Below are 25,137 nucleotides of genomic sequence, written 5' to 3'. Positions count from 1 at the left end.
TCATGGCATCGCGGCGGCGGGCCGGGCACGCTAGCGCGTATGACCGCACGCGCCTCGTCCTCAGCCATGTCCCCGCCGCCGCCCGCGCGCTTCGCGGCGTACGACCGGCAGACCTGGAGGGAGATCGCGCACCTCCTCGCCAACCTGCCGCTGGGCGTGGCGGGTTTCGTCTACGTGGTGGTGGCGCTCGCGGCCGGCGGCGGTCTCGCCGTGACGGTCATCGGCCTGCCGCTCCTCGCCGCCGCGCTGCTCGGCGCGCGGCAGATCGGCAAGGCGGAGCGGGCCAGGGCGCGGGGGCTGCTCGGGCTGCGGATCGACGAGCCGAGCCCGATGCCGAAACAGCGCGACCACGGTTTCTTCAGCTGGCTGTGGTCGAGCCTGAAGGATCCGGTCGGCTGGCGCACGATGCTGTACTCGTTCATGCGGCTGCCCTGGGGCATCGTGACGTTCACGGTCTCCCTGGTCGGGCTCTTCGTCCTGTGGCCCGTGCTCCCCTTCATCGTGCGCGGTCTGAGCAACGCCGACCGCGCGATGGTGCGCGGTCTTCTCTCGCCCTCCGACGAACTGGAGCGGCGCATCGTCGAATTGGAGTCGGACCGCGGGATCGTCGTCGACACGGCGGCGGCTGACCTGCGCCGCATCGAGCGCGACCTGCACGACGGGGCGCAGGCCCGCTTGGTCGCCCTCGCCATGGGGCTCGGTCTGGCCAAGGAGAAGCTCCTGGAGGACCCCGACACCGCGGCGGCGATGGTCGACGAGGCGCACGGCGAGGTGAAGCTCGCCCTCCAGGAGCTGCGCGACCTGGCTCGCGGTATCCACCCCGCCGTCCTCACCGACCGAGGCCTGGACGCGGCGCTGTCCTCGGTGGCCTCGCGGTGCACGGTTCCGGTGAAGGTGACGGCCGATCTGCCGACGCGTCCGGCCGCCGCGATCGAGGGCATCGCGTACTTCACGGTCTCCGAGCTCCTGCAGAACATCAGCAAGCACAGCGGGGCGCGTTCGGCGTCCGTGGAGGTGTGGCGGGCCGACCAGCGGCTGCTCATCCAGGTGTGGGACGACGGCCGGGGCGGCGCGAATCTCGACGGGGGCACGGGCATGGCGGGGCTCGCGGACCGGCTCGGCGCGGTCGACGGCCTGTTCGTGATCGAGTCGCCGGTGGGCGGCCCCACGACGATCACGGCGGAGCTGCCCTGGCGGGACCGCGACCGGGACCGCGACGCCAGGGGGTAAAGGCCGCGACGTAAGGGGGTGAGGGCAGCGACGCCAAGGGGTGAGCGCCGCAACCCCAGGGGGTAGGGAAAACCCCCGGTTCAAGACACCTACGCACCACATGGTCCCGATCACGCCGGGCCAGCAGTCTTGAGGTACGACGCCGAATCCGCACTCGGGTACGACGCCGACGCAACCCACGGCCGGGTGAACCGGTCGGACCGGGTGGACCGAGCAGAAACGGACGACACCGATGGCCACGGAGTACGGACAGGAGTACGGACGCATGAACCGTTCGGAGTTCCGGGGATCCGACCTCGACGAGCGGCGGCGCCGTATCCCCGCCGGGCTGCGCGCGCCGATCGAGGCCCGCGCCTGGAAGGAGTTCGGCCATGTGCTCCTGAGCCTGCCGATCAGCATCGTCACGTTCACGTTCGCGGTCACGATGCTGTCGCTCGGCGTCGGCCTGCTGATCACGTTCATCGGCATCCCGGTGCTCGCCGCCGGGCTCGCGGGCTGCCGCGGCTTCGGCTCCCTGGAGCGGGTGCGGGCGCGGGCGCTGCTCGACGTGGAGGTGGCGAACCCGGAGCCGCTGCGGCCCAAGAACGGCGGCGGGCTCATGGCGTGGATGGGCGCCGTGCTCAAGAGCGGCGCCTCCTGGCGGCACGCCCTCTACGCCTTCCTGCACATGCCGTGGGCGATCTTCTCCTTCACGGTGTCGGTGGCGTTCTGGACGTACGGCTGGGCGATGCTCACGTACCCCCTGTGGCAGTGGCTCTTCCCGCTCTACGGCGGCCAGGGCGGCATCCAGCTCTACGGCGACGACGGCCACCGCGTCTACCTGGACAACCCCTTCGAGATCGGCGTCACCGCCCTCACCGGCCTGCTGATCACGCTCGCCACCCCCTGGATCATCCGCGCCCTGACCACCGTCGACCGCGTCATGGTCGTCGGACTGCTCGGCCCCTCAAGGCTGGCGACGCGCGTCGTCGAGCTGGAGTCGGACCGCGGGGTCGTCGTCGACACGGCGGCGGCCGACCTTCGCCGCATCGAGCGCGATCTGCACGACGGTGCACAGGCCCGCCTGGTCGCCCTCGCCATGGACCTGGGTCTGGCCAAGGAGAAGCTGGCGGAGGACCCCGAGGCCGCGGCACGCATGGTGGACGAGGCGCACGGCGAGGTGAAGGTCGCCCTCCAGGAGCTGCGCGACCTGGCCCGCGGCATCCACCCCGCCGTCCTCACCGACCGCGGCCTGGACGCGGCCCTGTCCGCGCTCGCCGCCCGGTGCACGGTCCCGGTCCAGGTCGAGGTGGACCTGCCCGCGCGTCCCGCCGCCGCGATCGAGGGCATCGCGTACTTCACGGTCTCCGAGCTCCTGCAGAACATCAGCAAGCACGCGCGGGCGTCACGGGGCTCGGTCGACGTCTGGAAGATCGAGGACCGGCTGATGCTCCAGGTCACCGACGACGGGGCCGGGGGCGCGGATGTGACCGGTGGCTCCGGGCTCGCGGGGCTCGCCGAGCGGCTCGACGCGGTCGACGGGATCCTGGTCGTGGACTCGCCGGCGGGCGGGCCCACGACGGTGACGGCGGAGCTGCCCTGGCGGGCGTAGCGGGACTTCGGCGTCCACCCACCCGGCCGGCCCGCAGCGCGGGGGCGGCCGGGTGGGCTCTGCCTGTGCCGGTCCGTGCCGGTCCGGGCCCGCCCGTGTCCGCCCCGGCCCGCCGGGAGCGAACACGGGCAAGCGGTCTGTCCACGAAAGCCGTAACGCCCCCTCGTACGCGCGATACTGAGGGGCCGGGGACAACCAGAATCGAATATGCCGGGGGGCCGTGAACGTGGAGGACAAAGTGCGGGTCGTCATCGCCGAGGATTCAGTGCTGCTGAGGGAGGGCCTGACCCGGTTGCTGACCGACCGCGGACACGACGTCGTCGCGGGGGTCGGTGACGCGGACGCGCTGATCAAGACGATCGGCGAGCTCTCCTCGGCGGGCGAGCTGCCCGATGTGGTCGTCGCCGACGTGCGGATGCCCCCGACGCACACGGACGAGGGGGTGCGGGCCGCGGTGCATCTGCGCCATCAGTTCCCGGGCCTCGGGGTACTCGTCCTTTCGCAGTACGTGGAGGAGCAGTACGCCACCGAGCTGCTCGCCGGGTCCAGCCGTGGCGTCGGTTATCTGCTCAAGGACCGCGTGGCCGAGGTGCGGGAGTTCGTGGACGCGGTGGTGCGCGTCGCGGAGGGCGGCACGGCGCTCGACCCGGAGGTCGTGGCGCAGCTGCTCGGCCGCAGCCGCAAGCAGGATGTCCTCGCGGGGCTTACTCCGCGCGAGCGCGAGGTACTCGGTCTGATGGCCGAGGGACGGACGAACTCGGCGGTGGCACGCCAGTTGGTGGTGAGCGACGGCGCGGTCGAGAAGCACGTCAGCAACATCTTCCTGAAGCTGGGGCTCTCCCAGAGCGACGGGGACCACCGGCGCGTGCTGGCGGTTCTCACCTACCTCAACTCCTAGCGATGCGCCTGGCAATCTGACGCTTCGTCAGCTATTCAGGGTTCACGGGAGCACCAGCGACAGCGCGAGCCAGAGGCATGAGTACGCGGAACAGAACAGTCCTAGAACCAAAGGATGAGTGGGGGGCGTCTTCCATGACGGGCCGGGGGGTGAGGCGCACCATGACAAATCGGGGCATTGGCGCGTCTCAAAAGCGTGTCCGTCATGCGATCTACCCCAGGTAGGCGACCCTTACCGACGTAGGGTGGCCCTTGGGAAGGCCGGTCGCCCAGCCCTTCCCGCTCAGCCGCCCGAGGGAGGTCCAGTTCAGTGACCAGCCAGGTCAGTAGCCCAGCCGAGCAGGCCGATGGGGCAGTCGTCGGAGAGCAGCGCAAGCACGCAGGTGAGAAGGATGTCCGCCGTCTGGATCGGGTGATCATTCGCTTTGCGGGTGACTCGGGTGACGGTATGCAGCTGACGGGTGACCGGTTTACTTCGGAGACGGCGTCGTTCGGGAACGATTTGTCGACGCTGCCGAATTTCCCGGCGGAGATCCGGGCGCCTGCCGGGACGCTGCCGGGTGTCTCGTCCTTCCAGCTGCATTTCGCCGACCATGACATTCTCACGCCGGGGGATGCGCCGAATGTGCTGGTGGCGATGAATCCGGCGGCGCTGAAGGCGAATATCGCCGATGTGCCGCGCGGCGCGGAGATCATCGTGAACACGGATGAGTTCTCCAAGCGGGCGATGGCGAAGGTCGGCTATGCGGCCTCGCCGCTGGAGGACGGGTCGCTGGACGGGTACAGCGTGCATCCGGTGCCGCTGACGACGCTGACGGTGGAGGCGCTGAAGGAGTTCGACCTCTCGCGCAAGGATGCGGGCCGGTCGAAGAACATGTTCGCCCTTGGGTTGCTGTCGTGGATGTATCACCGGCCGACCGAGGGCACGGAGCGCTTTCTGCGGACGAAGTTCGCCAAGAAGCCGGAGATCGCGGCGGCGAACATCGCGGCGTTTCGGGCGGGCTGGAATTTCGGGGAGACGACGGAGGATTTCGCGGTCTCCTATGAGGTGGCGCCGGCGGCGCAGGCGTTTCCGGCGGGGACGTACCGCAATATCTCGGGGAATCTGGCGTTGTCGTACGGGTTGATCGCGGCGGGGCGGCAGGCGGATCTGCCGTTGTATCTGGGGTCGTATCCGATCACTCCGGCCTCCGACATCCTGCACGAGTTGTCGAGGCACAAGAATTTCGGGGTGCGGACGTTCCAGGCGGAGGACGAGATCGCGGGGATCGGGGCGGCCCTTGGCGCGGCGTTCGGCGGGTCGCTGGCGGTGACCACGACGTCGGGGCCGGGGGTGGCGCTGAAGTCGGAGACGATCGGGCTTGCGGTGTCGCTGGAGCTACCGTTGCTGGTGGTGGACATCCAGCGGGGCGGGCCGAGCACGGGGCTGCCGACCAAGACGGAGCAGGCCGATCTGTTGCAGGCGATGTTCGGGCGTAATGGTGAGGCGCCGGTGCCGATTGTGGCGCCGCGGACGCCGGCGGACTGTTTCGACGCGGCGCTGGAGGCGGCGCGGATCGCGGTCACCTACCGCACCCCGGTCTTCCTCTTGAGTGACGGGTATCTGGCCAACGGCTCCGAGCCGTGGCGGATCCCGGACCCCGAGGAACTGCCGGACCTGCGGGTGCAGTTCGCCTCGGGCACCAACCACACGGAGGCGGACGGCACGGAGGTGTTCTGGCCCTACAAGCGCGACCCGCAGACGCTGGCCCGCCCGTGGGCGATCCCGGGCACGCCGGGCCTTGAGCACCGGATCGGCGGGATCGAGAAGCAGGACGGCACCGGCAACATCTCCTACGACCCGGCCAACCACGACTTCATGGTCCGCACCCGCCAAGCCAAGATCGACGGAATCCAGGTCCCGGATCTGGAGGTCGACGACGCGACCGGCGACGCCAAGTTGCTTGTTCTTGGCTGGGGTTCGACCTACGGCCCCATCACCGCCGCGGTACGCCGCCTGCGCGCGGTCGGCGAGAGTGTCGCGCAGGCCCATCTGCGCCACCTCAACCCCTTCCCGCGGAATCTGGGCGAGGTCCTGAAGCGTTACGAAAAAGTGGTGATCCCCGAGATGAACCTCGGGCAGCTCGCCACACTGCTCCGCGCCAAGTACCTCGTGGACGCGGTCCCGTACAACCAGGTCAACGGAATGCCGTTCAAGGCCGAGCAGCTCGCCACGGCTCTCAAGGAGGCCATCAATGGCTGACACGAAGACCGAAGGCACCGGGAGCACGATCGAAGCGCTTTCTCTGGTGCCCAAGGCCGAGGCCAAGCAGTCCATGAAGGACTTCAAGTCGGACCAGGAGGTGCGGTGGTGCCCGGGCTGCGGGGACTACGCCGTCCTGGCCGCCGTGCAGGGCTTCATGCCCGAACTCGGCCTGGCCAAAGAGAACATCGTCTTCGTCTCCGGCATCGGCTGCAGCTCCCGCTTCCCGTACTACATGAACACCTACGGGATGCACTCCATCCACGGCCGCGCCCCCGCCATCGCCACCGGACTGGCCTCATCCCGACGCGACCTGTCCGTCTGGGTCGTCACCGGCGACGGCGACGCCCTGTCCATCGGCGGCAACCACCTCATCCACGCCCTGCGCCGCAACGTCAACCTGAAAATCCTGCTGTTCAACAACCGGATCTACGGGCTGACCAAGGGCCAGTACTCCCCGACCTCCGAGGTCGGCAAGATCACCAAGTCCACGCCGATGGGCTCCCTCGACGCACCCTTCAACCCCGTCTCGCTGGCCATCGGCGCGGAGGCGTCGTTCGTGGCGCGGACGGTGGATTCGGACCGCAAGCACCTCACCAGCGTGCTGCGCGAGGCCGCCGAACACCCCGGCACCGCCCTGGTCGAGATCTACCAGAACTGCAACATCTTCAACGACGGCGCCTTCGAAGTCCTCAAGGACAAGCAGCAGGCCGAAGAGGCGGTGATCCGCCTCGAACACGGGCTGCCCATCCGCTTCGGGGCCCCCATGGAAAACGGACTCGGCTCCAAGGGCGTCGTACGGGACCCCGCCACCGGCGACCTCAAGGTCGTCCCGGTCACGCCCGAGACCGAGTCGCAGATCCTGCTCCACGACGCGCACTCGACCTCGCCCACGACCGCGTTCGCCCTCTCGCGCCTCGCCGATCCGGACACCCTGCACCACACCCCGATCGGCGTCTTCCGCAACGTCCAACGGCCGGTCTACGACACCCTCATGTCCGACCAGCTCGACACCGCCATCGAACAGAACGGCAAGGGCGACCTGGCCGCGCTCCTCGCCGGCAACGACACCTGGACCGTCGTCGGCTAGCGCCGACCGATCCCTCCGAAGCCCGGTTCTGACCCTTCAGGACCGGGCTTCGTCGTACGTCTTGCGGGCGTCGCGGTTCGTCTTGCGGGCGTCGTCGTACGTCTTGCGGGCATCGTCGTACGTCTTGCGCGCTTCCTGTACGTCCCCCAGGCGCCGCTCTGTCCACTCGGCGAGCGCCCGGACCTGCTGACCGACCTCGCGCCCGAGATCGGTCAGCGAATAGTCGACGCGCGGCGGAATGACCGGCTTGGCGTCGCGGTGCACGAGGCCGTCGCGCTCCAGGGTCTGCAGGGTCTGCGTCAGCATCTTCTCGCTGACCCGGCCGAGGGCCCGGCGCAGCTCGCTGAAGCGGTGCGAGCGCTCGTCCAGGGCGATCAGGACGAGCACGCCCCAGCGGCTCGTGACGTGCTCCAGGACGAGGCGCTGGGGGCACATGCCCTCTTCTCCGAGGTTCCAGTCACTTACTGCCATGCCAGTACCTTACTTCAAAGTGGGTACTTTCCAATAGTTAGCGCCCGACGTAGGCTCATCGTCAGAAGCACACCAAAGGCACCAAAGTAATTAAAGGCACCAAAGGGAGTCACCAGACATGAGCATCGTCGTCACCGGAGCCACCGGACACCTCGGCCGTCTCGTCATCGACGGGCTGCTCGACGCGCAGGTGCCCGCCGGGCAGATCGCCGCCGTGGTCCGCAACAAGGAGAAGGCCGCCGAGCTCGCGGCGCGCGGCGTCGAGCTTCGGATCGCGGACTACAGCGCGCCCGAGACCCTGGCCGGTGTGTTCGCCGCGGGCGACCGCGTCCTGCTGATCTCCGGCAGCGAGGTCGGGCAGCGCGTGGGGCAGCACGCGGCGGTGATCGACGCGGCCCGTGCGGCGGGCGTCGCGCTGCTCGCGTACACCGGCATCCTCGGCGGACCCGACGCCGACTTCGACCTCGCGGCCGAGCACAAGGAGACCGAGCGGCTCGTGCTCGACTCCGGGCTTCCGCACACGTTCCTGCGCAACGGCTGGTACCACGAGAACTACACGGCCAACCTCGCCCCCGTCCTGGAGCACGGCGCCGTCGTCGCCTCCGCGGGCGAGGGCCGGGTCGCCTCGGCGTCGCGCGCGGACTACGCGGCCGCCGCCGTCGCCGTACTGACCGGTGAGGGCCACGAGGGCAAGGCGTACGAGCTCAGCGGCGACGTCGCGTGGAGCCTGGCCGAGTACGCCGCCGAGATCTCCCGGCAGACCGGCAAGGACATCGCGTACACGAACGTCCCCGCCGAGCAGAACCTCGCGATCCTGACCGGTGCCGGTCTGCCCGAGCAGTTCGCCGCGATCCTCGTCGACGTGGACTCGGCGATCGAGCGAGGCCGCCTCGCCGGTACGAGCGGTGACCTGGCCCGGCTCATCGGGCGGCCGACGACGCCTCTCGCGGACGCGATCGCGGTGGCGCTCAAGGGCTGAGGCGGGCTTCGGCGGGGCTTCGGCAGAGCTGCGGCCAGGGCTTCGGCAAGGCTGTGGCCAGGGCTTCGGCAGGGCTGTGGCCAGGGCTGGAGCGGGTGAGACCGGGGTCATTACCGTTTTCGTGAGACGGGCATGACACGGGGGTGGCCGGACCGCTACCTTCTTGAAGGCAGCGTGGGGCTGCCGTGCACCAAGGAGGGGCCGTGGACGCTGCCGCAGCTGAGCAGTCGAAGAGCGAGCAGCGCATAGGTCTGCTGAACGGCATCGCCGCCTACGGGATGTGGGGCCTCGTCCCCCTCTTCTGGCCGCTGCTCAAGCCGGCCGGGGCGGGCGAGATCCTCGCGCACCGGATGGCGTGGTCCCTCGTCGTGGTCGGCATCGCGCTGCTCGTCGTGCGGCGCTGGGCCTGGGCGGGCGAGCTGATCCGCCAGCCGCGCAAGCTGGGCCTCGTGACGGTCGCCGCGGGGGTCATCACGATCAACTGGGGCGTCTACATCTGGGCCGTGAACTCCGGCCACGTCGTGGAAGCCTCCCTCGGCTACTTCATCAACCCCCTGGTCACCATCGCGATGGGCGTCCTGCTCCTCGGCGAACGGCTGCGTCCCGTGCAGTGGGCGGCCGTCGCCGTCGGCCTCGCGGCGGTACTCGTCCTGGCCTTCGGGTACGGGCAGCCGCCGTGGATCTCGCTCTGCCTGGCCTTCTCCTTCGCCACGTACGGCCTGGCGAAGAAGAAGGTGGGGCTCAGCGGGCTCGAGTCGCTCGCCGCGGAGACCGCGATCCAGTTCCTGCCCGCGATGGGGTTCATCGTGTGGCTCGGCGTGCGGGGCGATGCGTCGTTCGGCTCGGAGGGCTTCGGGCAGGCGTCTCTCCTTGCGGCGACCGGTCTGGTCACCGCGATTCCCCTGGTCTGCTTCGGCGCCGCGGCGATCCGGGTGCCGCTCGCGACGCTGGGGATGTTGCAGTACCTCGCGCCGGTCTTCCAGTTCCTCCTCGGGATCCTCTACTTCCATGAGGCCATGCCGCCGGAGCGGTGGGCCGGGTTCGGGCTCGTCTGGTTGGCGCTGACCTTGCTGACCTGGGATGCGGTGCGCTCCGCGCGGGTCAATGCGGGGCGTCTTGCAGCTGCCCGCGGGGCTGCGGCTGCGCCTGCCGCAGGGCGGGAGACGGAGCCGATGACTCCCGCTGCCGGGCGGGAGGAGTCCGCGGTCTGAGGCGGGGCCCGCTTTCTGCCCGGGGTCCGCTTTGGGGGTGCGGGTGCGTTGTGGGTGCCGGTGCGTTGTGGGTGCGGGTGCGTTGTGGCTTGTCGCGCAGTTCCCCGCGCCCCTTACGGGGCTTCGTCTGCGGGTGCGTTGGGGTTGCTCGCGCCGTTCCTCGCGCCCCTTACGGGGCTTCGTCTGCCCGTACGTCGTGGTTGCTCTCGTCGTTCCCCGCGCCCCTTACGGGGCGCTCGTCTTCGCGTACTCGCTGAAGTCTCGTGGGTCGCGGCCCAGGACATCCCGTACGCCCGTTGTCGGTGTTGCGTTGTGGCCTTCGGTCAGCCAGGCCAGTACGTCCGCTAGGGCGCGGGCGGGGGCGGCGGGGACTTCGGCCGCGGTCAGTTCCGCCGTGTACGCGTCCGCCGTGATGTGCTCGAACCGCATCGGCCGCCCCCACGCCTGCGCCAACTCCGCGACCGCTTCGGCGAAGCTGAGCGCGCGCGGCCCCGAGAGTTCGTAGACCCGGCCCGTGTGCCCGTCCTCGGTGAGCAGCGCGGCGGCCACCTCCGCGATGTCGTGGACGTCGATGAACGGCTCCGGCACGTCGCCGACCGGCAGGGCGAGGCGGCCTTCGCGCAGGGCGTCGGCGAAGATGTCCTCGTCGAAGTTCTGGGAGAAGTTGTTCGGGCGGATCACCGTCCAGTCGACGCCCGCCTCGCGCACCACGCGCTCGGCCTCGGCCATGGACGGTTCGAAGGAGTCGCCGAACACCTCGATGCCCCGCGCGGACAGGACCACGAAGCGGCGTACGCCCGCTGCCGCCGCCCGGTCGACGAAGTCGGCGATCGGGCCGGGCTCGGGCGGGCCGACCAGGTAGAGGGCGGTCACACCGTCCAGGACCGGGGCCCAGGTGGCGCGGTCGTACCAGTCGAAGCGGGTCTCGCCGGAGCGGGACGCCGCGCGTACGGCACGGCCCTGGTCCCGCAGTCGGGTCACCAGGCGGCGGCCCGTCTTTCCGGTGGCGCCGAGTACGAGGATGAGGCCGTCGGCTGCCGGGGTGTTCTTCGCGTTGTCGGTCATGGGTACAGCCAACTACCCTCCTGGCGCAGGGGACATGGGCGCCCGTCTCGCCCGCATCGGAGTACGTCTACGGCCTCGCGGCGCCGTTTACGGTGGGGGCATGGACGCTCTGGGGGATCTGCTGCGAGGGGTGCGCGCGGACGGCGCGCTGTTCAACCGTGCCGTACTGACCGGGCCTTGGGAGACCGGCCACACCGAGGGAGCCGCGCTGACGCTGGTCTCGGTGGTGCACGGGACGGCGCGGGTCACCGCCGCGTCGGGCGAACCGCGCGTCCTGCGGGAGGGGGGCGCCGCCGTGGTCTGTACGACGGATCCGTTCACCCTGGCGTCCACGGACGACGGCCGCGAGAGCGAACTCATCACCGGCGCATACCAGTTGGACGGAGCGGTGGGCCGCCGTCTGATCAGCATGCTGCCGCCGCTCCTCGTGGTCCCGTCGGGCGAGGACTGCTTGCCGATCCTGGAGCTCATCGCCGCCGAGGTGGCCGCCGACCGGCCAGGGCGCCAGTACGTGATGGACCGGATGCTCGACTGGATGCTGGCCTGCACCCTGCGCGAGTGGTTCGACCTGCCGGACGCCTGCCCGCCCTCCTGGTACCGCGCCCTGGGCGACGAGGTGGTCGGCCCGGCCCTGCACGCCATGCACGACGAGCCGTCGCGGCCCTGGACCGTGGCGTCGCTCGCCGCGCGCGGGCAGGTGTCGCGCGCGGCGTTCGCCCGGCAGTTCGCGGAGCTGGTCGGCAGGCCCCCGATGGCGTACCTCACCGAGTGGCGGATGACGCTGGCCGCCGAGTTGCTCGCCGAGCCGGGGGCGACGGTGGCTTCCGTGGCGGGGCAGGTGGGCTATGCGGACGGCTTCGGCTTCAGCGACGCGTTCAAACGGACCCGTGGCATCGCGCCCAGCGGCTACCGGGCATCCCTGGCCGCGGGACGGGCAGGCTCCGGCTCGCTCAGGGCCGCGGGGTGACGGGCGCCGCTCGTACGGATGCGCCGCAGGGACGGTGAGGACCGCTCCGGCCGCCGTACCAATCACCCCACCGACCGCCTTGCGGAACACCCCTCCGACCGCCATGCGGAACACCGCGACCGATATGCGCTCTTGACGCGCGGTCAAGCTCACCCGCACCATCAGGCACGCCAATTCCGTTCGACGTTCACGGAATCGGTCAACCCTCACGGGCCCCCACGGCCCTCAACGGAACGATCCAACAGAACACGGAGCCCCCCACATGAAGCTCTCCGTTCCCGGACGCACCACGGCAGCCGCCGTCATAGCCGTCGCCGGACTCCTCACCACCAGCGCGATATCCTCCGCGGCCCCCTCCCCCACAGCGGCCGCTCCCGACATCTCCGTGGCCAACGTCCAAGGCCACCTCTCGCAGTTGCAGTCGATCGCCGCGTCCAACGGCGGCAACCGCGCGCACGGCAGCGCGGGCTACAAGGCCTCGATCGACTACGTGAAGGGCAAGCTGGACGAGGCCGGATTCACCACCTCCTTGCAGGAGTTCACCTCCAACGGCAAGACCGGCTACAACCTCATCGCCGACTGGCCCGGCGGCAGCGCCGACGAGGTCGTCATGGCGGGCTCGCACCTCGACAGCGTCGATTCGGGTCCCGGCATCAACGACAACGGCTCCGGTTCCGCCGCGATCCTGGAGACCGCGCTCACCGTGGCCAAGGAGCAGTACAAGCCCAGCAAGCACCTGCGGTTCGCCTGGTGGGGCGCCGAGGAGCTTGGCCTCGTCGGCTCCTCGCACTACGTCGACAAACTCCCCGCCGACGAGCGCAAGAAGATCAAGGACTACCTGAACTTCGACATGATCGGCTCCCCGAACCCGGGTTACTTCGTCTACGACGACGACCCCACGATCGAGAAGACCTTCAAGGACTTCTACGGCGGCCTCGACCTCGCCACGGAGCCCGACGAGGAGGGCGACGGCCGCTCGGACCACGCGCCGTTCAAGGACGCGGGCATCCCGGTCGGCGGCCTCTTCAGCGGCGCGGACTACGAGAAGACCGCCGAGCAGGCCCAGAACTGGGGCGGCACGGCCGGTGAGCCGTTCGACAAGTGCTACCACTCCGCCTGCGACACGGAGGAGAACATCGACGGGAAGGCCCTCGACACCAACAGCGACGCCGTGGCGCACGCGGTGTGGGGGCTCTCCGCCTAGGAACTCCGCGGGCGGCTAGGAACCATCCGCTCGCCTAGGACCCCTGCGGACGCCCAAAGCCTCTCCGGGTGCCCGCCGGCGAAGCACCCCCTGGACGCAATTACCTGCGCGTACATATAGTGCATGCGCAGGTAATTGCACGGCCCCGCGCGGCCGTGCGCCGCCACGCCATGCCACACACAGGGGGCCCACCATGACCCGAAAGTTCCTCTTCCTGCTCGGCAGCGCCCGGCACGACGGCAACTCGGAGACCCTGGCCCGCAAGGCCGCCGAGCAGCTCCCGCCGGACGTCGAGCAGCGCTGGCTGCACCTCTCCGATCACCCGCTGCCCGACTTCGAGGACCTCCGCCACGACGGCAGCCGCCCCCGTGCCCGCCCCCGCCCGGCCGGCGACAACGAGGCCCTGCTCCTGGACGCCACCCTCGACGCCACGGACATCGTCGTCGTGTCGCCCCTGTACTGGTACTCGCTGTCGGCCACCACCAAGCGCTACCTCGACTACTGGGACGCCTGGCTCGAAGTCCCCGAGGTCGACTTCAAGAACACCATGAAGAACCGCGCCCTGTGGGGCGTGACGGCGCTCGCCCACCGCGAGGAAGAGGTCGCGGAGCCGCTGATCGGCACCCTGAACCACGTCGCCGCCTTCTTCCCGCTGCGCTTCGGCGGCGTCCTGCTCGGCAACGGATCGAGGCCGGGCAACGTGCTCGACGACTCCGATGCCCTCGCCCGCGCCAAGACGTTCTTCGCACAGGAGCCGCCGCTCGCCCGTTACCCGTACGAGAGCTGACTTCCCGTACGAGAGCTGACGCCGGCTCCCCGTGCCGTCCTACGCCGTGATGTCCTTCGCCCCGAACCTCGCCCACGCCGCCGAGCCGAACAGCGCCGCGTACAGGCCCTGGAGGCCGAGGTTCCTGCCCAGCTCGTCCCAGTAGACGGGCTCGCGCATCAGGTCGGCGAAGGACAGCCAGTAGTGCGAGAAGAAGTACGGCTGGATGGCGTGCAGCTGCGGGATCTGGTCGAGGATCTGGATCGTGATGAGCAGGCCCACCGTCGTCGCCATCGCCGCGATGCCGCTGCTCGTCAGCGTCGACACGAAGAGCCCGAGCGCCGCCACACCGATCAGTGACGCGGCGACCACGAGGGCGATGAGCAGGGCGCGCAGCAGTCCTTCGCCGAAGCCGATCCGGGTGCCGGAGATCGTCGTGACCTCGCCGAGCGGGAAGAGCAGCGCTCCGACGGCAAGCGCGGAGAGCGCCACGACGAGGGTCGCGACCAGGCAGAACGTCATCGTCGTCGCGTACTTGACCAGCAGCAGCCGGGTCCGGCCCGCCGGGGCGACGAGCAGATAGCGCAGCGTCCCCGCGCTGGACTCGCCCGCGATGGAGTCGCCCGCGACGACGCCGACCGCCATGGGCAGGAAGAAGGGGAGCGTCGCGGCGAGGGCGGTGAAGACGAGGAACAGGCCGTTGTTGGTGATCTGCGCGATGAACGCGGGGCCGCCGCCACCGCCCCCGCCCAGCGTCGAACCGTCGCTGGTCTCGATCTTGACGGCGATGCCCACGAGGATCGGTACGGCGGCGAGCACACCGAGCAGGGCGAGGGTGCGCCAGCGGCGGAACGTGATGCCCAGCTCGCTGCGGAAGAGCCCGAGGGTCCAGATCCGCCGCACCTCGCGCGCGTCACCCCGGTCCCGTACCTCGTGGCCGTCGTGGTTGTCGTGCTCGCCGCTCTTGTCGTGCTCGCCGTGCTCACCGTGCTCGTCGCCCACGCCGACGGTCTCAGCCCGCGACATCGAAGCCCTCCCCCGTCAGTGCCACGAACGCGTCCTCGAGCGATGCCCTTTCGACGCCGAAGCCCCGCACCCGTACGCCCGCCCCGACCAGGGCGGCGTTCAGTTCCGCGAGGTCGGTGCCGGGGTCGGCCGGTGTGCCCGCGCCCGGCGGTTCGCCCGTCACGCGGTCCTCCGTCACGACGAGATCCGTCACGCCGAGTTCCTTCAGGACGCGGGCCGCGTCGCCCGTGTCCGGGGTCGTCACGGTCAGCCGTCCCCGCACACCGGCGGCGAGTTCGGCGACCGGGCCCTGCGTGATGAGCCGGCCCTGCGCCATCACCGCGGCATGCGTGCAGACCTGCTCGATCTCGTCCAGGAGGTGCGAGGAGAGGAACACCGTCGTGCCCTCCGACGCCAGCTCCCGCACCAGCGCCCGGATCTCGCGCATGCCCTGCGGGTCGAGTCCGTTGGTCGGCTCGTCGAGCACGAGGAGCCTGCGCGGCTGGAGCAGCGCGGCGGCGAGGCCCAGGCGTTGCTTCATGCCCAGTGAGTACGCCTTGGCCTTCTTGCCCGCGGCGGCCGTCAACCCCACCCGGTCCAGGGCTGCTTCGGCGCGGGCGCGGCGGGTGCGGGGATCGGCGGTCGGGTCCGCGGCGTCGTACCGCAGGAGGTTGTCGCGGCCGGAGAGGAAGCCGTAGAGCGCCGGGCCCTCGATGAGCGCGCCCACGTGCGGGAGCACCCCGCGGATCTCGCGCGGCACGGGGCGGCCGAGGACCCTGGCCCGGCCCGAAGTCGGCTCGATCAGGCCCATCAGCATCCGGATGGTGGTCGTCTTGCCCGAGCCGTTCGGCCCCAGGAAACCGAAGACGCTGCCGGTGGGGACCGTGAGGCTCAGCTGGTCCACGGCCAACTGCTTGCCGTAGCGCTTGGTGAGACCGGAGGTCTCGATCACGCTTTCCGCTGCACTGCCGCTGGTGCTCGGCACTTGGTCCTCCCATCGCCCGAGCGCCCGGTGGCTGCGCTGCCGGTCACCGCTGCGGCGGACTCAGGGGTGTGTCCCCTGAATCCGCCGCCGGTATGCCACGCGCGGGTGCGTAGTGGCTGTTCGCGCCGTTCCCCGCGCCCCCTAAGGGGCGCTACTTCGCCGCGTTCGCCGCCTTCACCAGGGCGTCCTTCGTCACCGCGCCCGCGTAGACCTTGCCGTCCTCGGTGATGAGGGCGTTGACCAGGCGCGTCTTGAAGACCGTGCCCGAGCCGAACTTGCCCGAGACCTGGTCGCCGAGCGAGTCGAGCAGCCGCTGCGCGTCCGCCGGTACGTCGCCGGAGCCGCCCGTCGGGAGGCCCTGGCCGCCCGGCAGTTCGAGCTCGGCGATGGAGTTCCAGCCCTTGCCGATGACGTTCAGACCGCTCAGGTCCTGCCCGCCCTTGAACTCCTTGCCGTTGAACTCCTTGCCGCCGAACTCCTTGCCGCCGTCCTTGAAACGGTGCGTCCCGGCCTTGGCTTCGTCGGCCTCCGTGACCTTCGCGCCCTTGGGCGGCGTGAAGTCGAAGGTCGACGCGGCCGGCTTGCCGAAGTCGACCTTCGTGAAGCCCGCGTCGACGACCGCGCTGCCGCCGCCCGCCGGGCTGAGCGTGAACTTCAGCGGCGTACCCGTCTCGGAGTCCACCGCGACCGTGATCTGGCCGACCGTCGAGCCGGTCTGCTTGGGCTTGATGACCAGGCGGTACGCGTCACGGCCCGCTACCTGCGCGGTGCCGTCCACCTTGACGGAGGTCGTGTCGTCGACCGCCTTCAGGGCTTCCTCGGCCAGCTCCTTGGGCGTGGAGGGAACGCCCTCGGGGAGGGCCTTGTCGCCGGAGCCCTTCCCGCCGGAACCCTTCTCGCCGGAACCCCTCTCGCCGGAGCCCTTGCCCTCGGCCTTCGAGTGGTACGCCTCGTTCGACTTGCTGTCGTACGCCCATACGTCGTCGCCGTTGTGGATCAGGCTGTACTCGGCGGCGTCGTCGAGGACGGACAGCTTCTGCTTGTCGGGGCCGTCGGCGGCGACGCGCAGCGTGTGCGTGCCGGAGGCCAGTTCCATCAGCTTGGACTGCGGGTCCGCGGCCGAGCCCTTGCCGTCCCCGCCCTCGTCGCTTCCGCCGCCGCCCGGGGCGAAGCCACCGGCCATGTCGCCGCCGAAGGACGGCAGGCCGAGGTCGGTGCTGATCTTCACGTTGCCCGAGAGCTGCTGCGTGTCCGACGCGGCGATCTTCTCGATCAGTTCCTGTGCGGTGACATCGGGCAGATCGGGGTCGCCCGAAGTGGCGAGCGCCGGGACGAGACCGATGGTCGCCGCCGCCACCCCCGCCACCGCGACGGGGACCACGTAACGCGCGGCCTTTCTGCGGCCCGCGCGCAGTTCCCCGGTCCCGCTGGTGTCCTGCTCCGGTTCGTACGGTGCCATTGTGTGCCCTACCTCCGTGGTCGGCGGCGGCCTTTCCCAGTACGTGCGTGCGTCCACCCTGTGCCGCCATTCTCACCCGAATAGGTCAGGAGTGGTTGTTCTTGCCGGACCTTGCTGTGTCCATACGACCAAATCGGCCAGCGAGAAGCGTCAGACCCCGGGAGCAACTCCACGTACTGCTGTGGGATGACACAGAGAGGCGGCGCCTCCCCCGTCCCGTAGGGGAGACGCCGCTTCAGCCCTGAGTCACCGGGCTCAACGCCGCACGAAAACGCGGCTCAGCGCTGCGCTGCACGAAGGCTCAGCACTGCACTGCACGAAGGCTCAGCGCTGCACGAACACGTAGTCCGCCTTGTACGGCACCTTCGCGATGGCGCCGGGCTTGCAGTCACCCGCCGGGGCGATGCCGCCCACCGTGTTCAGGCGCAGGATCTCCGCGGTGCGCGCGAGCAGCCCGTGCCGCTTGCCGGTCTGGGTTGCCGCCAGGTCGAGTTCGGGAATGTTCTTGTCGCCGTTCGGGGTCTTGGAGATCAGCTTGCCGGTGACCTGGCTGCGGTCGGGCGCGGTCCAGCGCGGAGTGCCCGAGTTGGGGGCGACGAAGTCGTGCGCGATGTTGCCGCCGAGCCGGGCGCGCACGTCACGCTGGGCGAAGGCGAACTTCCCGGAGCCGTCGTCGGCCTTCTTGCACTCGTAGATCTGCTTGCCCTCGATGACCGACGCCTGGAAGCCGGCCGCCGCGTGGCGGAAGTCGACGTCCGCGGTCACCTTGTGGAGCTGGCCGCGGACCGCGCCGCCGGGGAACTCGGCGGTGTGCAGGTTCGCGTAGAAGCTGCCGGGGTTCGCCTTCAGCTGTGCGAGCAGCGCCGCGTCGGCGACCCTGACCGTGCCGGTGACACGGTTGCCCTTGCTCTTGCCGAGCAGCTTCGTGAACTCGATCTTGATGCCGCCGTTGGTGCCCTTGACGCCCTGGTGGATGTGGAGGCCGGTCGGCTTGCCGGTGCCGCGCCACTTGACGGTGACGGACACCTTGTCGCCCTTGACCCGGACGAACTCCAGCGCCCTGCCGTCCTTGTCGCCGACCGCGGGCCCGCCGGGCACGGGCACCTCGTTCGCGCCGTTCATGCTCGCCGCGAAGACCGATCCGCCACCGGTCGAGCCATGACTGCCGTCGTGCGCGGCGGCTGACGGCGCCGAGACCGCCACCCCTCCCGCCGCGGCGACGGCCACACCGGCCGCGAGCAGAGCCCGGCGCCGGTTCGCGGAAGTACTTGAACTGCCACTCATGCCCATGATCAGAAATCTCCCCGTACCCGAGCCGACGCCCCCTGCGTCAGCTTCCGGGCATAGGTACGGAATGGATCCGATCCTGGACTCAATCCAAAGAAGAAATGGAGGTGTGACCTAGGACACACCCTGGGTCACATCTCCAGCATTCATCGAGAAGGCCTCAGCCCGCCCGGTGCACCACCAGATCGCAGAGCTCGACCAGCGCCGCCTTCGCGTCGCAGTCCCGCAGCGGCGCGAGCGTGTCCCGCGCCTCCTCGGCGAACCGCACGGTGTCCTTGCGCGCCTGCTCGAGGGCCGGGTGGGCCCGCAGCCGCGCCAGCGCCTCGGCGTGCCGCGCGTCGTCCGTCAGATCCGAGTCGAGCAGCTCGCTCAGGGCGATGTCCTCGGGGAGCCCGAGCTTCTCCACCCGCTCGCGAAGCCGCAGGACCGGAAGGGTGGGGATGCCTTCACGGAGGTCCGTGCCCGGCGTCTTGCCGGACTCGTGCGAGTCGGAGGCGATGTCGAGGACGTCGTCGGCGAGCTGGAAAGCCACGCCGAGCCGCTCCCCGTACTGGGTCAGGACGTCCACGACGGTCTCGTCGGCGCCCGACATCATGGCGCCGAACCGGCACGCCACGGCGACGAGCGAGCCGGTCTTGCCGCCGAGCACGTCGAGGTAGTGGTCGACCGGGTCGCGGCCCTCGGTGGGCCCCGCCGTCTCCAGGATCTGGCCGGTGACCAGGCGTTCGAACGCCTCCGCCTGGATGCGGACGGCGTCCGGACCGAGGTCGGCCAGGATGTACGAGGCGCGGGCGAACAGGAAGTCGCCGGTGAGCACGGCGACGGAGTTGCCCCAGCGCTGATTGGCGCTCTCGACGCCGCGGCGCACGTCCGCCTCGTCCATCACGTCGTCGTGGTAGAGCGTCGCGAGGTGCGTGAGCTCGACGACGACGGCGGAGGGCACGACGCCCGGCGCGTACGGATCGCCGAACTGCGAGGCGAGCATCACGAGGAGCGGCCTGAACCGCTTGCCGCCCGCACGCACCAGATGCTGCGCGGCCTCCGTGATGAAGGGGACCCCGCTTTTGGTGGCGTCGAGCAGACCTTCCTCGACGGCCGCCAATCCGGCCTGGACATCGGCTTCGAGAGCCTGGTCCCGCACGCTGAGGCCGAAGGGCCCGACGACGGTCACGAGGGGTTCTCCTGTCTGCTGACGATCACAAGTCGGTCACTCGCTGGATCACTCGGTCGATCATCACTCGGTCGATCTTTGCGTGATGACGGGGTCGATGACACGGTTTGTCGATGTGTCGCTGCCATCACACAAGTCAGCGTATCCGGTCGCCTTTCGATCACAGTGGGCACCCGCCTGTGCAATGCCGCCCAGGCGACGTTCGATCACCACCGGTATGTTCTTGATCAGCCGATAAGGGCCGGAAGACCGCATCATCCCGCGATCCGCCGAAGCTTCACGGCAAACAGAACCAAACGGAACTACCGGGAGCACAACCTTTGTCCCGCACCGAGGCCGACAGCGAACCGCCCGCGGACTCCCCCACGGATCCGCCGCCCGGCGACGACCACGCGTTCTTCGGGCAGCCGCGCGGTCTGCTCACCCTGTCCGGCCTCGAAGTCTGGGAGCGCTTCTCGTTCCTCGGCATGCAGGCCATCCTCGTCCTCTACTTCGCGGACTCCGTCGCGAACGACGGAATGGGCATGGATTCCGGAACCGCCGCGTCGGTGTCGGCGGCGTACGGAACGCTCGTCTATCTGGTGTCGGTGGCCGGCGGCTGGCTCGCCGACCGCATCCTCGGCTCGTACCGCGCGGTCCTGTGGGGCGGCATCCTCATCGCCTGCGGCCACTACTCGATGGCCGTACCGACGGCGACCATGACCTGGGTGGGCCTGGGCCTGATCAGCGCGGGCACCGGGCTCCTGAAGCCGAACGTCGCCTCGATGGTCGGCAAGCTCTACCGCACCGACGACCAGCGGCGCGACGCCGGTTTCGCGCTGTACTACATGGGCATCAACATCGGCGCGTTCGCGGGCCCGCTGATCACCGGCTGGCTCGGCGACCACAAGGGCTGGCACTGGGGCTTCTCGGCGGCCGCGATCGGCATGACCTTCGGCCTGGTCCAGTACGTCCTGGGCCGCCGCCACCTCGCCGGACGCAAGGCGTCGGCGGAGTTCGCGCTGCCCAAGACCGCGATGCGCCGCGCGGTCCTCCTGATCGTCGCGGGCATCCTCGCGTTCGCCGTCCTCGCGGGAGTGCTCGCCGCCGTCGGCTGGCTGACGATGGACCGCTTCGTCGACCTGCTCACCGTCGTCTCGGTGATCGCGCCGATCGTCTACTTCGCGGTCATGTTCCGCAGCCCGCGGGTGAGCGCAGAGGAACGCGGCCGCCTGCGGCCCTACGTGGTGCTCTTCCTCGCCTCGGTCGTCTTCAACTTCATCCTCTTCCAGGCCTACTCGACGATGATCCTGCTCGCGTCGACGAACGCCGAGACGTCGATCCTCGGCTTCACCTTCCCCGCGAGCTGGTACGCCTCCGCGCTCGGCGCCTTCGAGGTCGCGCTCGCCCCCGTCGTCGCCGCGGTCTGGGCCCGGATGGGCCGCCGCCAGCCGCACGCCTCCAACAAGATCGCCTTCGGCGTCATCCTGGGCGGCCTCTCGTTCATCCTGATGGTCCTGCCGACCTCGGGGCACGGCGACGACACGTACAAGATGGCGGTCTGGTGGATCGTCGGTTCCTATCTGCTGCTCGGCCTCGGCGACATCCTCGTGGAGACCTCCGGCATGTCGGCCACGACGAAGCTCGCCCCGCAGGCCTTCGCCAGCCAGACCATGGCCCTCTGGTTCCTCTCGCTCGCCCTCGCCAACGGCATCCAGGCACAGGTCGTGAAGCTGTACGGAGAGGTCTCCAACCCGGCGTACTTCGGCGTCAACGGCGCCATCGCGGTGGCCGCCGGTGTCGCCGTCGTCCTGCTCGCACCGTGGCTGCGCCGCACCATGCACCCCGTCCACTGAGGACACTGAGGTTCCCCCCATGCAGATTCGCACTTCCTTCCCGTACGAGACCACGCGCGAAGACGTCCTGATCCCCCTCCCGGACGGGACCAGGCTCTACGCCCGCGTCTGGCGCCCGGTGACGGACGAACCCGTCCCCGTGCTCCTGGAGTACCTCCCCTACCGCCTGAGCGACTGGACGGCGCCCCGCGACTTCCAGCGCCATCCCTGGTACGCGGGCCACGGCTACGCCTCCGTGCGCGTGGACGTGCGGGGGCACGGCAACTCGGAGGGCATGCCGGGCGACGAATACTCCCCGGTCGAGCTGGCCGACGGGGTCGAGGTCGTCAACTGGCTCGCCGCGCAGCCCTGGTCCACCGGCAAGGTCGGCATGTTCGGCATCTCCTGGGGCGGCTTCAACTCCCTCCAGATCGCGGCCCTCGCGCCCGAGCCGCTCAAGGCGATCGTCACGGTCTGCTCCGCGGACGACCGCTATGACAACGACGTGCACTACATGGGTGGTTCCGTCCTCGCGGTGGACATGCACGCGTGGGCGTCGACGATGCTCGCCTTCGTGTCCCGGCCGCCGGACCCGCTGTTCGTCGGCGACCGCTGGCGGGACATGTGGCTCTCCCGCCTCGAAGCCGTCGCCCCCTTCATCCACACCTGGCTCGACCACCAGACCCGCGACGCCTACTGGCAGCACGGCAGCGTCTGCGAGGACTACTCCGCGATCGGGGCCGCGGTGCTCGCGGTGGGCGGCTTCCACGACCCCTACCGGGACACGGTCCTGCGCCTGGTCGAACATCTGCCGGGCGACGTACGGGGCTTGATCGGACCGTGGTCGCACCAGTACCCGGACCGCGGTCTGCCGCCGGGCCCGGCGATCGGCTTCCTCCAGGAGACGCTGCGCTGGTGGGACCACCACCTGAAGGGGGTGGACACCGGCGTCATGGCGGAGCCGAAGCTCCGCTCCTGGATCAGCGACTCGCACCCGCCGGCGACGGTGTACGACGAGCTGCCGGGCGGCTGGGTCGGCGACCCCTCCTGGCCTTCCCCGAACGTCACGCCGACCCCGTACGCCCTCCAGGGCGCCCCGGTGATCGTGAACTCGCCCCAGCACACCGGCCTGGACGCGGGCCGCTACTTCCCCTTCGGCAATGACGCTGACCTGCCGCCCGACCAGCGGGACGAGGACGCCAAGTCGGCGTGCTTCGAGTTCGAGGTCCCCTCGGCCGTACGCATCCTCGGCCGCCCCAGGGTGACGCTGCGCCTGGCGATGGACACCCCGTCGGGCCAGGCGATCGCGCGGGTGTGCGACGTCGCCCCGGACGGCTCGTCGACCCTGGTCACGCGAGGCGTCCTGAACCTCTCCGCCCGCAACGGCCGGGACCGGGTGGACCCGTGGCCGGTGGGCGAGACGGAAGACGTGACCTTCGAACTGAACGCGATCGGCCACACGTTCCCGCCGGGCCACAAGATCCGCCTCGCGGTGTCGTCCGCGTACTGGCCGTGGATCTGGCCGCAGGCGGATTCGGCGGGCTTCGTCCTCGACCCGGTCGGCAGCGCCCTCGAACTCCCGGTGCGGGAGGGCGATCTCGACCCGGCGATCACCTTCTCCGCCCCCGAGCAGTCGGAGCCGCTCGGGGTGGTGTACCCCGCGACGCTCGACGAGCTGCGCCCCGAGCGCCTGGTCGTCCGCGATGTGGCGAAGGGCGAATGGCGCCTGGAGGTGGACCCGCGCTACGGCGGTACGCGGGTCTACCCGGACGGCCTCGAATTCACCGAGGACGCGGTGGAGACGTACACGATCAACGAGTTCGACCCCCTCAGCGCCCGCACCCGCTCGGACTGGACGATCCGGCTGCACCGCCCGGAACTGGCGTGGGACGTGTCGATCGTCTCCCGCTCGGAGATCACGTGCGACGCGGCGGACTTCATCACGTCGAACGAGGTGGTGTGCAGGGAGGGCGACGAGGTCGTCTTCCACCGCACCTGGGAGAAGCGCATCCCGCGAACGGCGGGCTAGAGCTTCACTCGGGGGAGGCCAGCAGCCGCTCAAGCACGACGGCCACCCCGTCGTCCTCATTGGACGAAGTCACCTCATCGGCGGCGGACTTCAGGTCGGGGTGGGCGTTGGCCATGGCGACACCGCGGGCCGCCCACACGAACATCGGCACGTCATTGGGCATGTCCCCGAAGGCGATGGTGTCCTCGGCGGACATCCCGATCCGCTCGGCGGCGAGCGCGAGCCCGGTCGCCTTGGTCACGCCGCGCGGCTGGAGCTCGACGGTGCCGGGCCCGGACATGGTGACGGTGGCGAGAGGCCCGACGGCGTCGCGCGCCACGGCGGCCAACTCGTCGTCGTTCAGCTCGGGGTGGCGCAGCAGCACCTTGCTGATGGGCTCGGCCCAGAGCGCGTCCCGCCTGTGCACGCGCACCGCGGGCAGGGTGGGATGCGGCATCAGATACCCCGGCTCGATGAGGGTGAGCCCGTCCACGCCGTCCTGGTCGACGGCGGCGTAGACCTCCCCCACCTCCGCCTCGATCTTGCCGAGCGCGGCCTCGGCGAGCTCGCGGTCCAGCGTCACGGACCAGAGCATGCGGTCGGTCCCGGCGTCGTACAACTGCGCCCCCTGCCCGCACACCGCGAGGCCGCCGCCTCCCAGATCGTCGAGCAGCGGCTTCACCCGCGGCGCGGGCCGTCCGGTCACCACCAGGTGGTGCGCCCCCGCGGCGACGGCCGCCGCCAGCGCGGCCAACGACCGGTCGGAGACGGTGTCGTCACCGCGCAGCAGCGTTCCGTCCAGGTCAGTGGCGATAAGTGAATATGCGAGGGGTGCAGCCATGATCCAGAGAATACGGATCCCGGGCGATGCTGAAAGCAGTGTGACGGGAGCTGTGACGCGCCGTGACACGCCGTGGTGCGCTGGTCGCACTACCGGCGCCCACCGGATTCACCGAGACGAGTCTGCGCGAACCGTCCTTACGGTAGTACTTGACCCGAAATCCTCATCCGGAGAAGAGATGACGCACGAGTTCCTCGCACCCCTGAGCGACACCATGCTGGAGTACTACCGCGAGATGGTGGACGTCATGGTGGAACTGTTCGACATGCCCCGGGCGGAAGCCGTCGCCAGGATCAATGAGCGGTACACGCCGGCGGACATCGAGACGCCGGAGCACGAAATCATGGGCCACGAGTTCCCCGAGTTCTGGGCGTACGGCCTCTACTACAAGCCCGACGCACAAGGCCGCCAACCCACGGGCGACAAGGAAGCCGACGCGGCCCTCGACTTCACCACCCTGCAAATCTGGCCCGCGCCACCACCGGACTCCCCGGCCTGGACGTACGCATCTGGTAATGAAACTCCCTCCGGCACCCGTCCCCACCTGCGTTCCTAGTAACTTTGCTCTTTGCACGGAGTGACTAGTGGTGGACACGTGGCGGGGGTTGCGGGATGGCGGGGAATCGTCCGGCGGATTGGCATGTCCTTGACCTGGACAAGGACCCGACGCCCGGTGATCCGGACCGGGTGCGGAATCTGGCGAAGAACCTGCACGACTTCGCCGACGACGTCTCCAAGGTCCTCCGTGACATCAAGGGCATGGCGGGCGAGGACGCGATCCTCACGTGGGCGGGCAAGACGGCGGAGTCGTTCACGGCGGAGTTCGAGGACGCGCCGGGCAAGCTGAAGAAGCT

21 protein-coding genes and 1 pseudogene are annotated in these 25,137 nt (G+C 69.9%); 14 read left to right on the top strand and 8 right to left on the bottom strand.

Annotation, left to right across the window (positions count from 1 at the left end; genetic code table 11):
- Positions 1-39: 39 nt before the first annotated feature.
- From ABZ906_RS33740 to ABZ906_RS33720, 5 genes are all read left to right on the top strand, one after another.
- A complete protein-coding gene (locus ABZ906_RS33740; RefSeq protein ID WP_361389556.1) occupies positions 40-1,230 on the top strand; it encodes a sensor domain-containing protein in 1,191 nt (396 codons plus the stop codon).
- A 232-nt stretch (positions 1,231-1,462) separates the two neighbouring features.
- Entirely contained in the window at positions 1,463-2,821 is a 1,359-nt protein-coding gene (locus tag ABZ906_RS33735; protein ID WP_361182436.1) for a sensor domain-containing protein, read from the top strand.
- A 238-nt stretch (positions 2,822-3,059) separates the two neighbouring features.
- A complete protein-coding gene (locus tag ABZ906_RS33730; RefSeq protein ID WP_361182523.1) occupies positions 3,060-3,719 on the top strand; it encodes a response regulator transcription factor in 660 nt (219 codons plus the stop codon).
- A gap of 309 nt (positions 3,720-4,028) precedes the next feature.
- Positions 4,029-5,960, top strand: a complete 1,932-nt coding sequence (locus ABZ906_RS33725; RefSeq protein ID WP_361389554.1) for a 2-oxoacid:acceptor oxidoreductase subunit alpha — start codon at positions 4,029-4,031, stop codon at positions 5,958-5,960.
- On the top strand, positions 5,953-7,050 hold the full coding sequence (locus ABZ906_RS33720) for a 2-oxoacid:ferredoxin oxidoreductase subunit beta (protein ID WP_361389552.1): 1,098 nt from the start codon (positions 5,953-5,955) through the stop codon (positions 7,048-7,050). Before ABZ906_RS33725 ends, ABZ906_RS33720 begins: the two co-directional genes overlap by 8 nt.
- Positions 7,051-7,086: 36 nt before the next feature.
- Here ABZ906_RS33720 and ABZ906_RS33715 read toward each other — a convergent pair whose 3' ends face one another.
- Positions 7,087-7,521 (bottom strand): helix-turn-helix domain-containing protein, encoded by a 435-nt coding sequence (locus tag ABZ906_RS33715; RefSeq protein WP_361389550.1) that lies wholly within the window; start codon positions 7,519-7,521, stop codon positions 7,087-7,089.
- Between the two features lie 118 nt (positions 7,522-7,639).
- On the opposite strand from ABZ906_RS33715, the gene ABZ906_RS33710 reads away from it, so the two are divergent.
- On the top strand, positions 7,640-8,500 hold the full coding sequence (locus ABZ906_RS33710) for an SDR family oxidoreductase (protein ID WP_361389548.1): 861 nt from the start codon (positions 7,640-7,642) through the stop codon (positions 8,498-8,500).
- A gap of 203 nt (positions 8,501-8,703) precedes the next feature.
- On the top strand, positions 8,704-9,711 hold the full coding sequence (gene rarD / locus ABZ906_RS33705; RefSeq protein WP_361389546.1) for an EamA family transporter RarD: 1,008 nt from the start codon (positions 8,704-8,706) through the stop codon (positions 9,709-9,711).
- A 225-nt stretch (positions 9,712-9,936) separates the two neighbouring features.
- Here the strand turns inward: rarD and ABZ906_RS33700 are convergent, their stop codons facing one another.
- Entirely contained in the window at positions 9,937-10,776 is an 840-nt protein-coding gene (locus ABZ906_RS33700; protein ID WP_361389544.1) for an NAD(P)H-binding protein, read from the bottom strand.
- A gap of 100 nt (positions 10,777-10,876) precedes the next feature.
- Here ABZ906_RS33700 and ABZ906_RS33695 point away from each other — a divergent pair, with 100 nt between their 5' ends.
- The 3 genes from ABZ906_RS33695 to ABZ906_RS33685 all read left to right on the top strand — a co-directional run bounded on the left by ABZ906_RS33695 (position 10,877) and on the right by ABZ906_RS33685 (position 13,734).
- Positions 10,877-11,743 carry an AraC family transcriptional regulator gene (locus ABZ906_RS33695; protein WP_361389542.1) on the top strand — a complete coding sequence of 289 codons (867 nt, stop codon included), beginning with the start codon at positions 10,877-10,879 and terminating at the stop codon, positions 11,741-11,743.
- Positions 11,744-12,005: 262 nt separating this feature from the next.
- Positions 12,006-12,947, top strand: coding sequence for a M28 family metallopeptidase (locus ABZ906_RS33690; protein ID WP_361199678.1), 942 nt, complete (start codon positions 12,006-12,008; stop codon positions 12,945-12,947).
- A gap of 193 nt (positions 12,948-13,140) precedes the next feature.
- The gene (locus tag ABZ906_RS33685) at positions 13,141-13,734 is read left to right on the top strand and encodes an NAD(P)H-dependent oxidoreductase (RefSeq protein WP_361389540.1); all 594 of its coding nucleotides are present in this window, start codon (positions 13,141-13,143) and stop codon (positions 13,732-13,734) included.
- Positions 13,735-13,773: 39 nt separating this feature from the next.
- Here the strand turns inward: ABZ906_RS33685 and ABZ906_RS33680 are convergent, their stop codons facing one another.
- From ABZ906_RS33680 to ABZ906_RS33660, 5 genes are all read right to left on the bottom strand, one after another.
- Complete coding sequence (locus ABZ906_RS33680; RefSeq protein ID WP_361389821.1) at positions 13,774-14,616, bottom strand: ABC transporter permease; 843 nt, start codon at positions 14,614-14,616, stop codon at positions 13,774-13,776.
- A gap of 109 nt (positions 14,617-14,725) precedes the next feature.
- Positions 14,726-15,703, bottom strand: coding sequence for an ABC transporter ATP-binding protein (locus ABZ906_RS33675; protein WP_361389538.1), 978 nt, complete (start codon positions 15,701-15,703; stop codon positions 14,726-14,728).
- 151 nt (positions 15,704-15,854) lie between these two features.
- Positions 15,855-17,162 (bottom strand): DUF2092 domain-containing protein, encoded by a 1,308-nt coding sequence (locus ABZ906_RS33670; RefSeq protein WP_361389536.1) that lies wholly within the window; start codon positions 17,160-17,162, stop codon positions 15,855-15,857.
- A gap of 324 nt (positions 17,163-17,486) precedes the next feature.
- Entirely contained in the window at positions 17,487-18,446 is a 960-nt protein-coding gene (locus ABZ906_RS33665; RefSeq protein WP_361389534.1) for a CHRD domain-containing protein, read from the bottom strand.
- A gap of 163 nt (positions 18,447-18,609) precedes the next feature.
- Positions 18,610-19,620, bottom strand: coding sequence for a polyprenyl synthetase family protein (locus ABZ906_RS33660; protein ID WP_361199692.1), 1,011 nt, complete (start codon positions 19,618-19,620; stop codon positions 18,610-18,612).
- Positions 19,621-19,940: 320 nt separating this feature from the next.
- Between ABZ906_RS33660 and ABZ906_RS33655 the strand changes: the two genes are divergently transcribed.
- Both ABZ906_RS33655 and ABZ906_RS33650 read left to right on the top strand, forming a co-directional pair.
- Positions 19,941-21,455, top strand: coding sequence for an oligopeptide:H+ symporter (locus tag ABZ906_RS33655; protein ID WP_361199695.1), 1,515 nt, complete (start codon positions 19,941-19,943; stop codon positions 21,453-21,455).
- A 19-nt stretch (positions 21,456-21,474) separates the two neighbouring features.
- Positions 21,475-23,463, top strand: coding sequence for a CocE/NonD family hydrolase (locus tag ABZ906_RS33650; RefSeq protein ID WP_361389532.1), 1,989 nt, complete (start codon positions 21,475-21,477; stop codon positions 23,461-23,463).
- Between the two features lie 4 nt (positions 23,464-23,467).
- Here ABZ906_RS33650 and ABZ906_RS33645 read toward each other — a convergent pair whose 3' ends face one another.
- Positions 23,468-24,283 (bottom strand): HAD family hydrolase, encoded by an 816-nt coding sequence (locus ABZ906_RS33645; protein WP_361389530.1) that lies wholly within the window; start codon positions 24,281-24,283, stop codon positions 23,468-23,470.
- Between the two features lie 178 nt (positions 24,284-24,461).
- Between ABZ906_RS33645 and ABZ906_RS33640 the strand changes: the two genes are divergently transcribed.
- Positions 24,462-24,839, top strand: coding sequence for a hypothetical protein (locus tag ABZ906_RS33640; protein WP_361389528.1), 378 nt, complete (start codon positions 24,462-24,464; stop codon positions 24,837-24,839).
- 56 nt (positions 24,840-24,895) lie between these two features.
- Positions 24,896-25,137 (top strand): annotated as a pseudogene (locus ABZ906_RS33635) (hypothetical protein); the annotation flags it as partial.

It is taken from the genome of Streptomyces sp. NPDC046925 (genome assembly GCF_040644915.1).
In the GTDB taxonomy this organism is placed as follows: domain Bacteria; phylum Actinomycetota; class Actinomycetes; order Streptomycetales; family Streptomycetaceae; genus Streptomyces.
This window is presented reverse-complemented; position numbering and strand designations above follow the sequence as displayed.

Coding starts and splice junctions, on each gene's coding strand:
- ABZ906_RS33740 (WP_361389556.1), top strand. CDS start 40: ATGACCGCACGCGCCTCGTCCTCAGCCATGTCCCCGCCGCCGCCCGCG.
- ABZ906_RS33735 (WP_361182436.1), top strand. CDS start 1,463: ATGGCCACGGAGTACGGACAGGAGTACGGACGCATGAACCGTTCGGAG.
- ABZ906_RS33720 (WP_361389552.1), top strand. CDS start 5,953: ATGGCTGACACGAAGACCGAAGGCACCGGGAGCACGATCGAAGCGCTT.
- ABZ906_RS33715 (WP_361389550.1), bottom strand. CDS start 7,521: ATGGCAGTAAGTGACTGGAACCTCGGAGAAGAGGGCATGTGCCCCCAG.
- ABZ906_RS33710 (WP_361389548.1), top strand. CDS start 7,640: ATGAGCATCGTCGTCACCGGAGCCACCGGACACCTCGGCCGTCTCGTC.
- ABZ906_RS33700 (WP_361389544.1), bottom strand. CDS start 10,776: ATGACCGACAACGCGAAGAACACCCCGGCAGCCGACGGCCTCATCCTC.
- ABZ906_RS33695 (WP_361389542.1), top strand. CDS start 10,877: ATGGACGCTCTGGGGGATCTGCTGCGAGGGGTGCGCGCGGACGGCGCG.
- ABZ906_RS33690 (WP_361199678.1), top strand. CDS start 12,006: ATGAAGCTCTCCGTTCCCGGACGCACCACGGCAGCCGCCGTCATAGCC.
- ABZ906_RS33685 (WP_361389540.1), top strand. CDS start 13,141: ATGACCCGAAAGTTCCTCTTCCTGCTCGGCAGCGCCCGGCACGACGGC.
- ABZ906_RS33670 (WP_361389536.1), bottom strand. CDS start 17,162: ATGGCACCGTACGAACCGGAGCAGGACACCAGCGGGACCGGGGAACTG.
- ABZ906_RS33665 (WP_361389534.1), bottom strand. CDS start 18,446: ATGAGTGGCAGTTCAAGTACTTCCGCGAACCGGCGCCGGGCTCTGCTC.
- ABZ906_RS33650 (WP_361389532.1), top strand. CDS start 21,475: ATGCAGATTCGCACTTCCTTCCCGTACGAGACCACGCGCGAAGACGTC.
- ABZ906_RS33645 (WP_361389530.1), bottom strand. CDS start 24,283: ATGGCTGCACCCCTCGCATATTCACTTATCGCCACTGACCTGGACGGA.
- ABZ906_RS33640 (WP_361389528.1), top strand. CDS start 24,462: ATGACGCACGAGTTCCTCGCACCCCTGAGCGACACCATGCTGGAGTAC.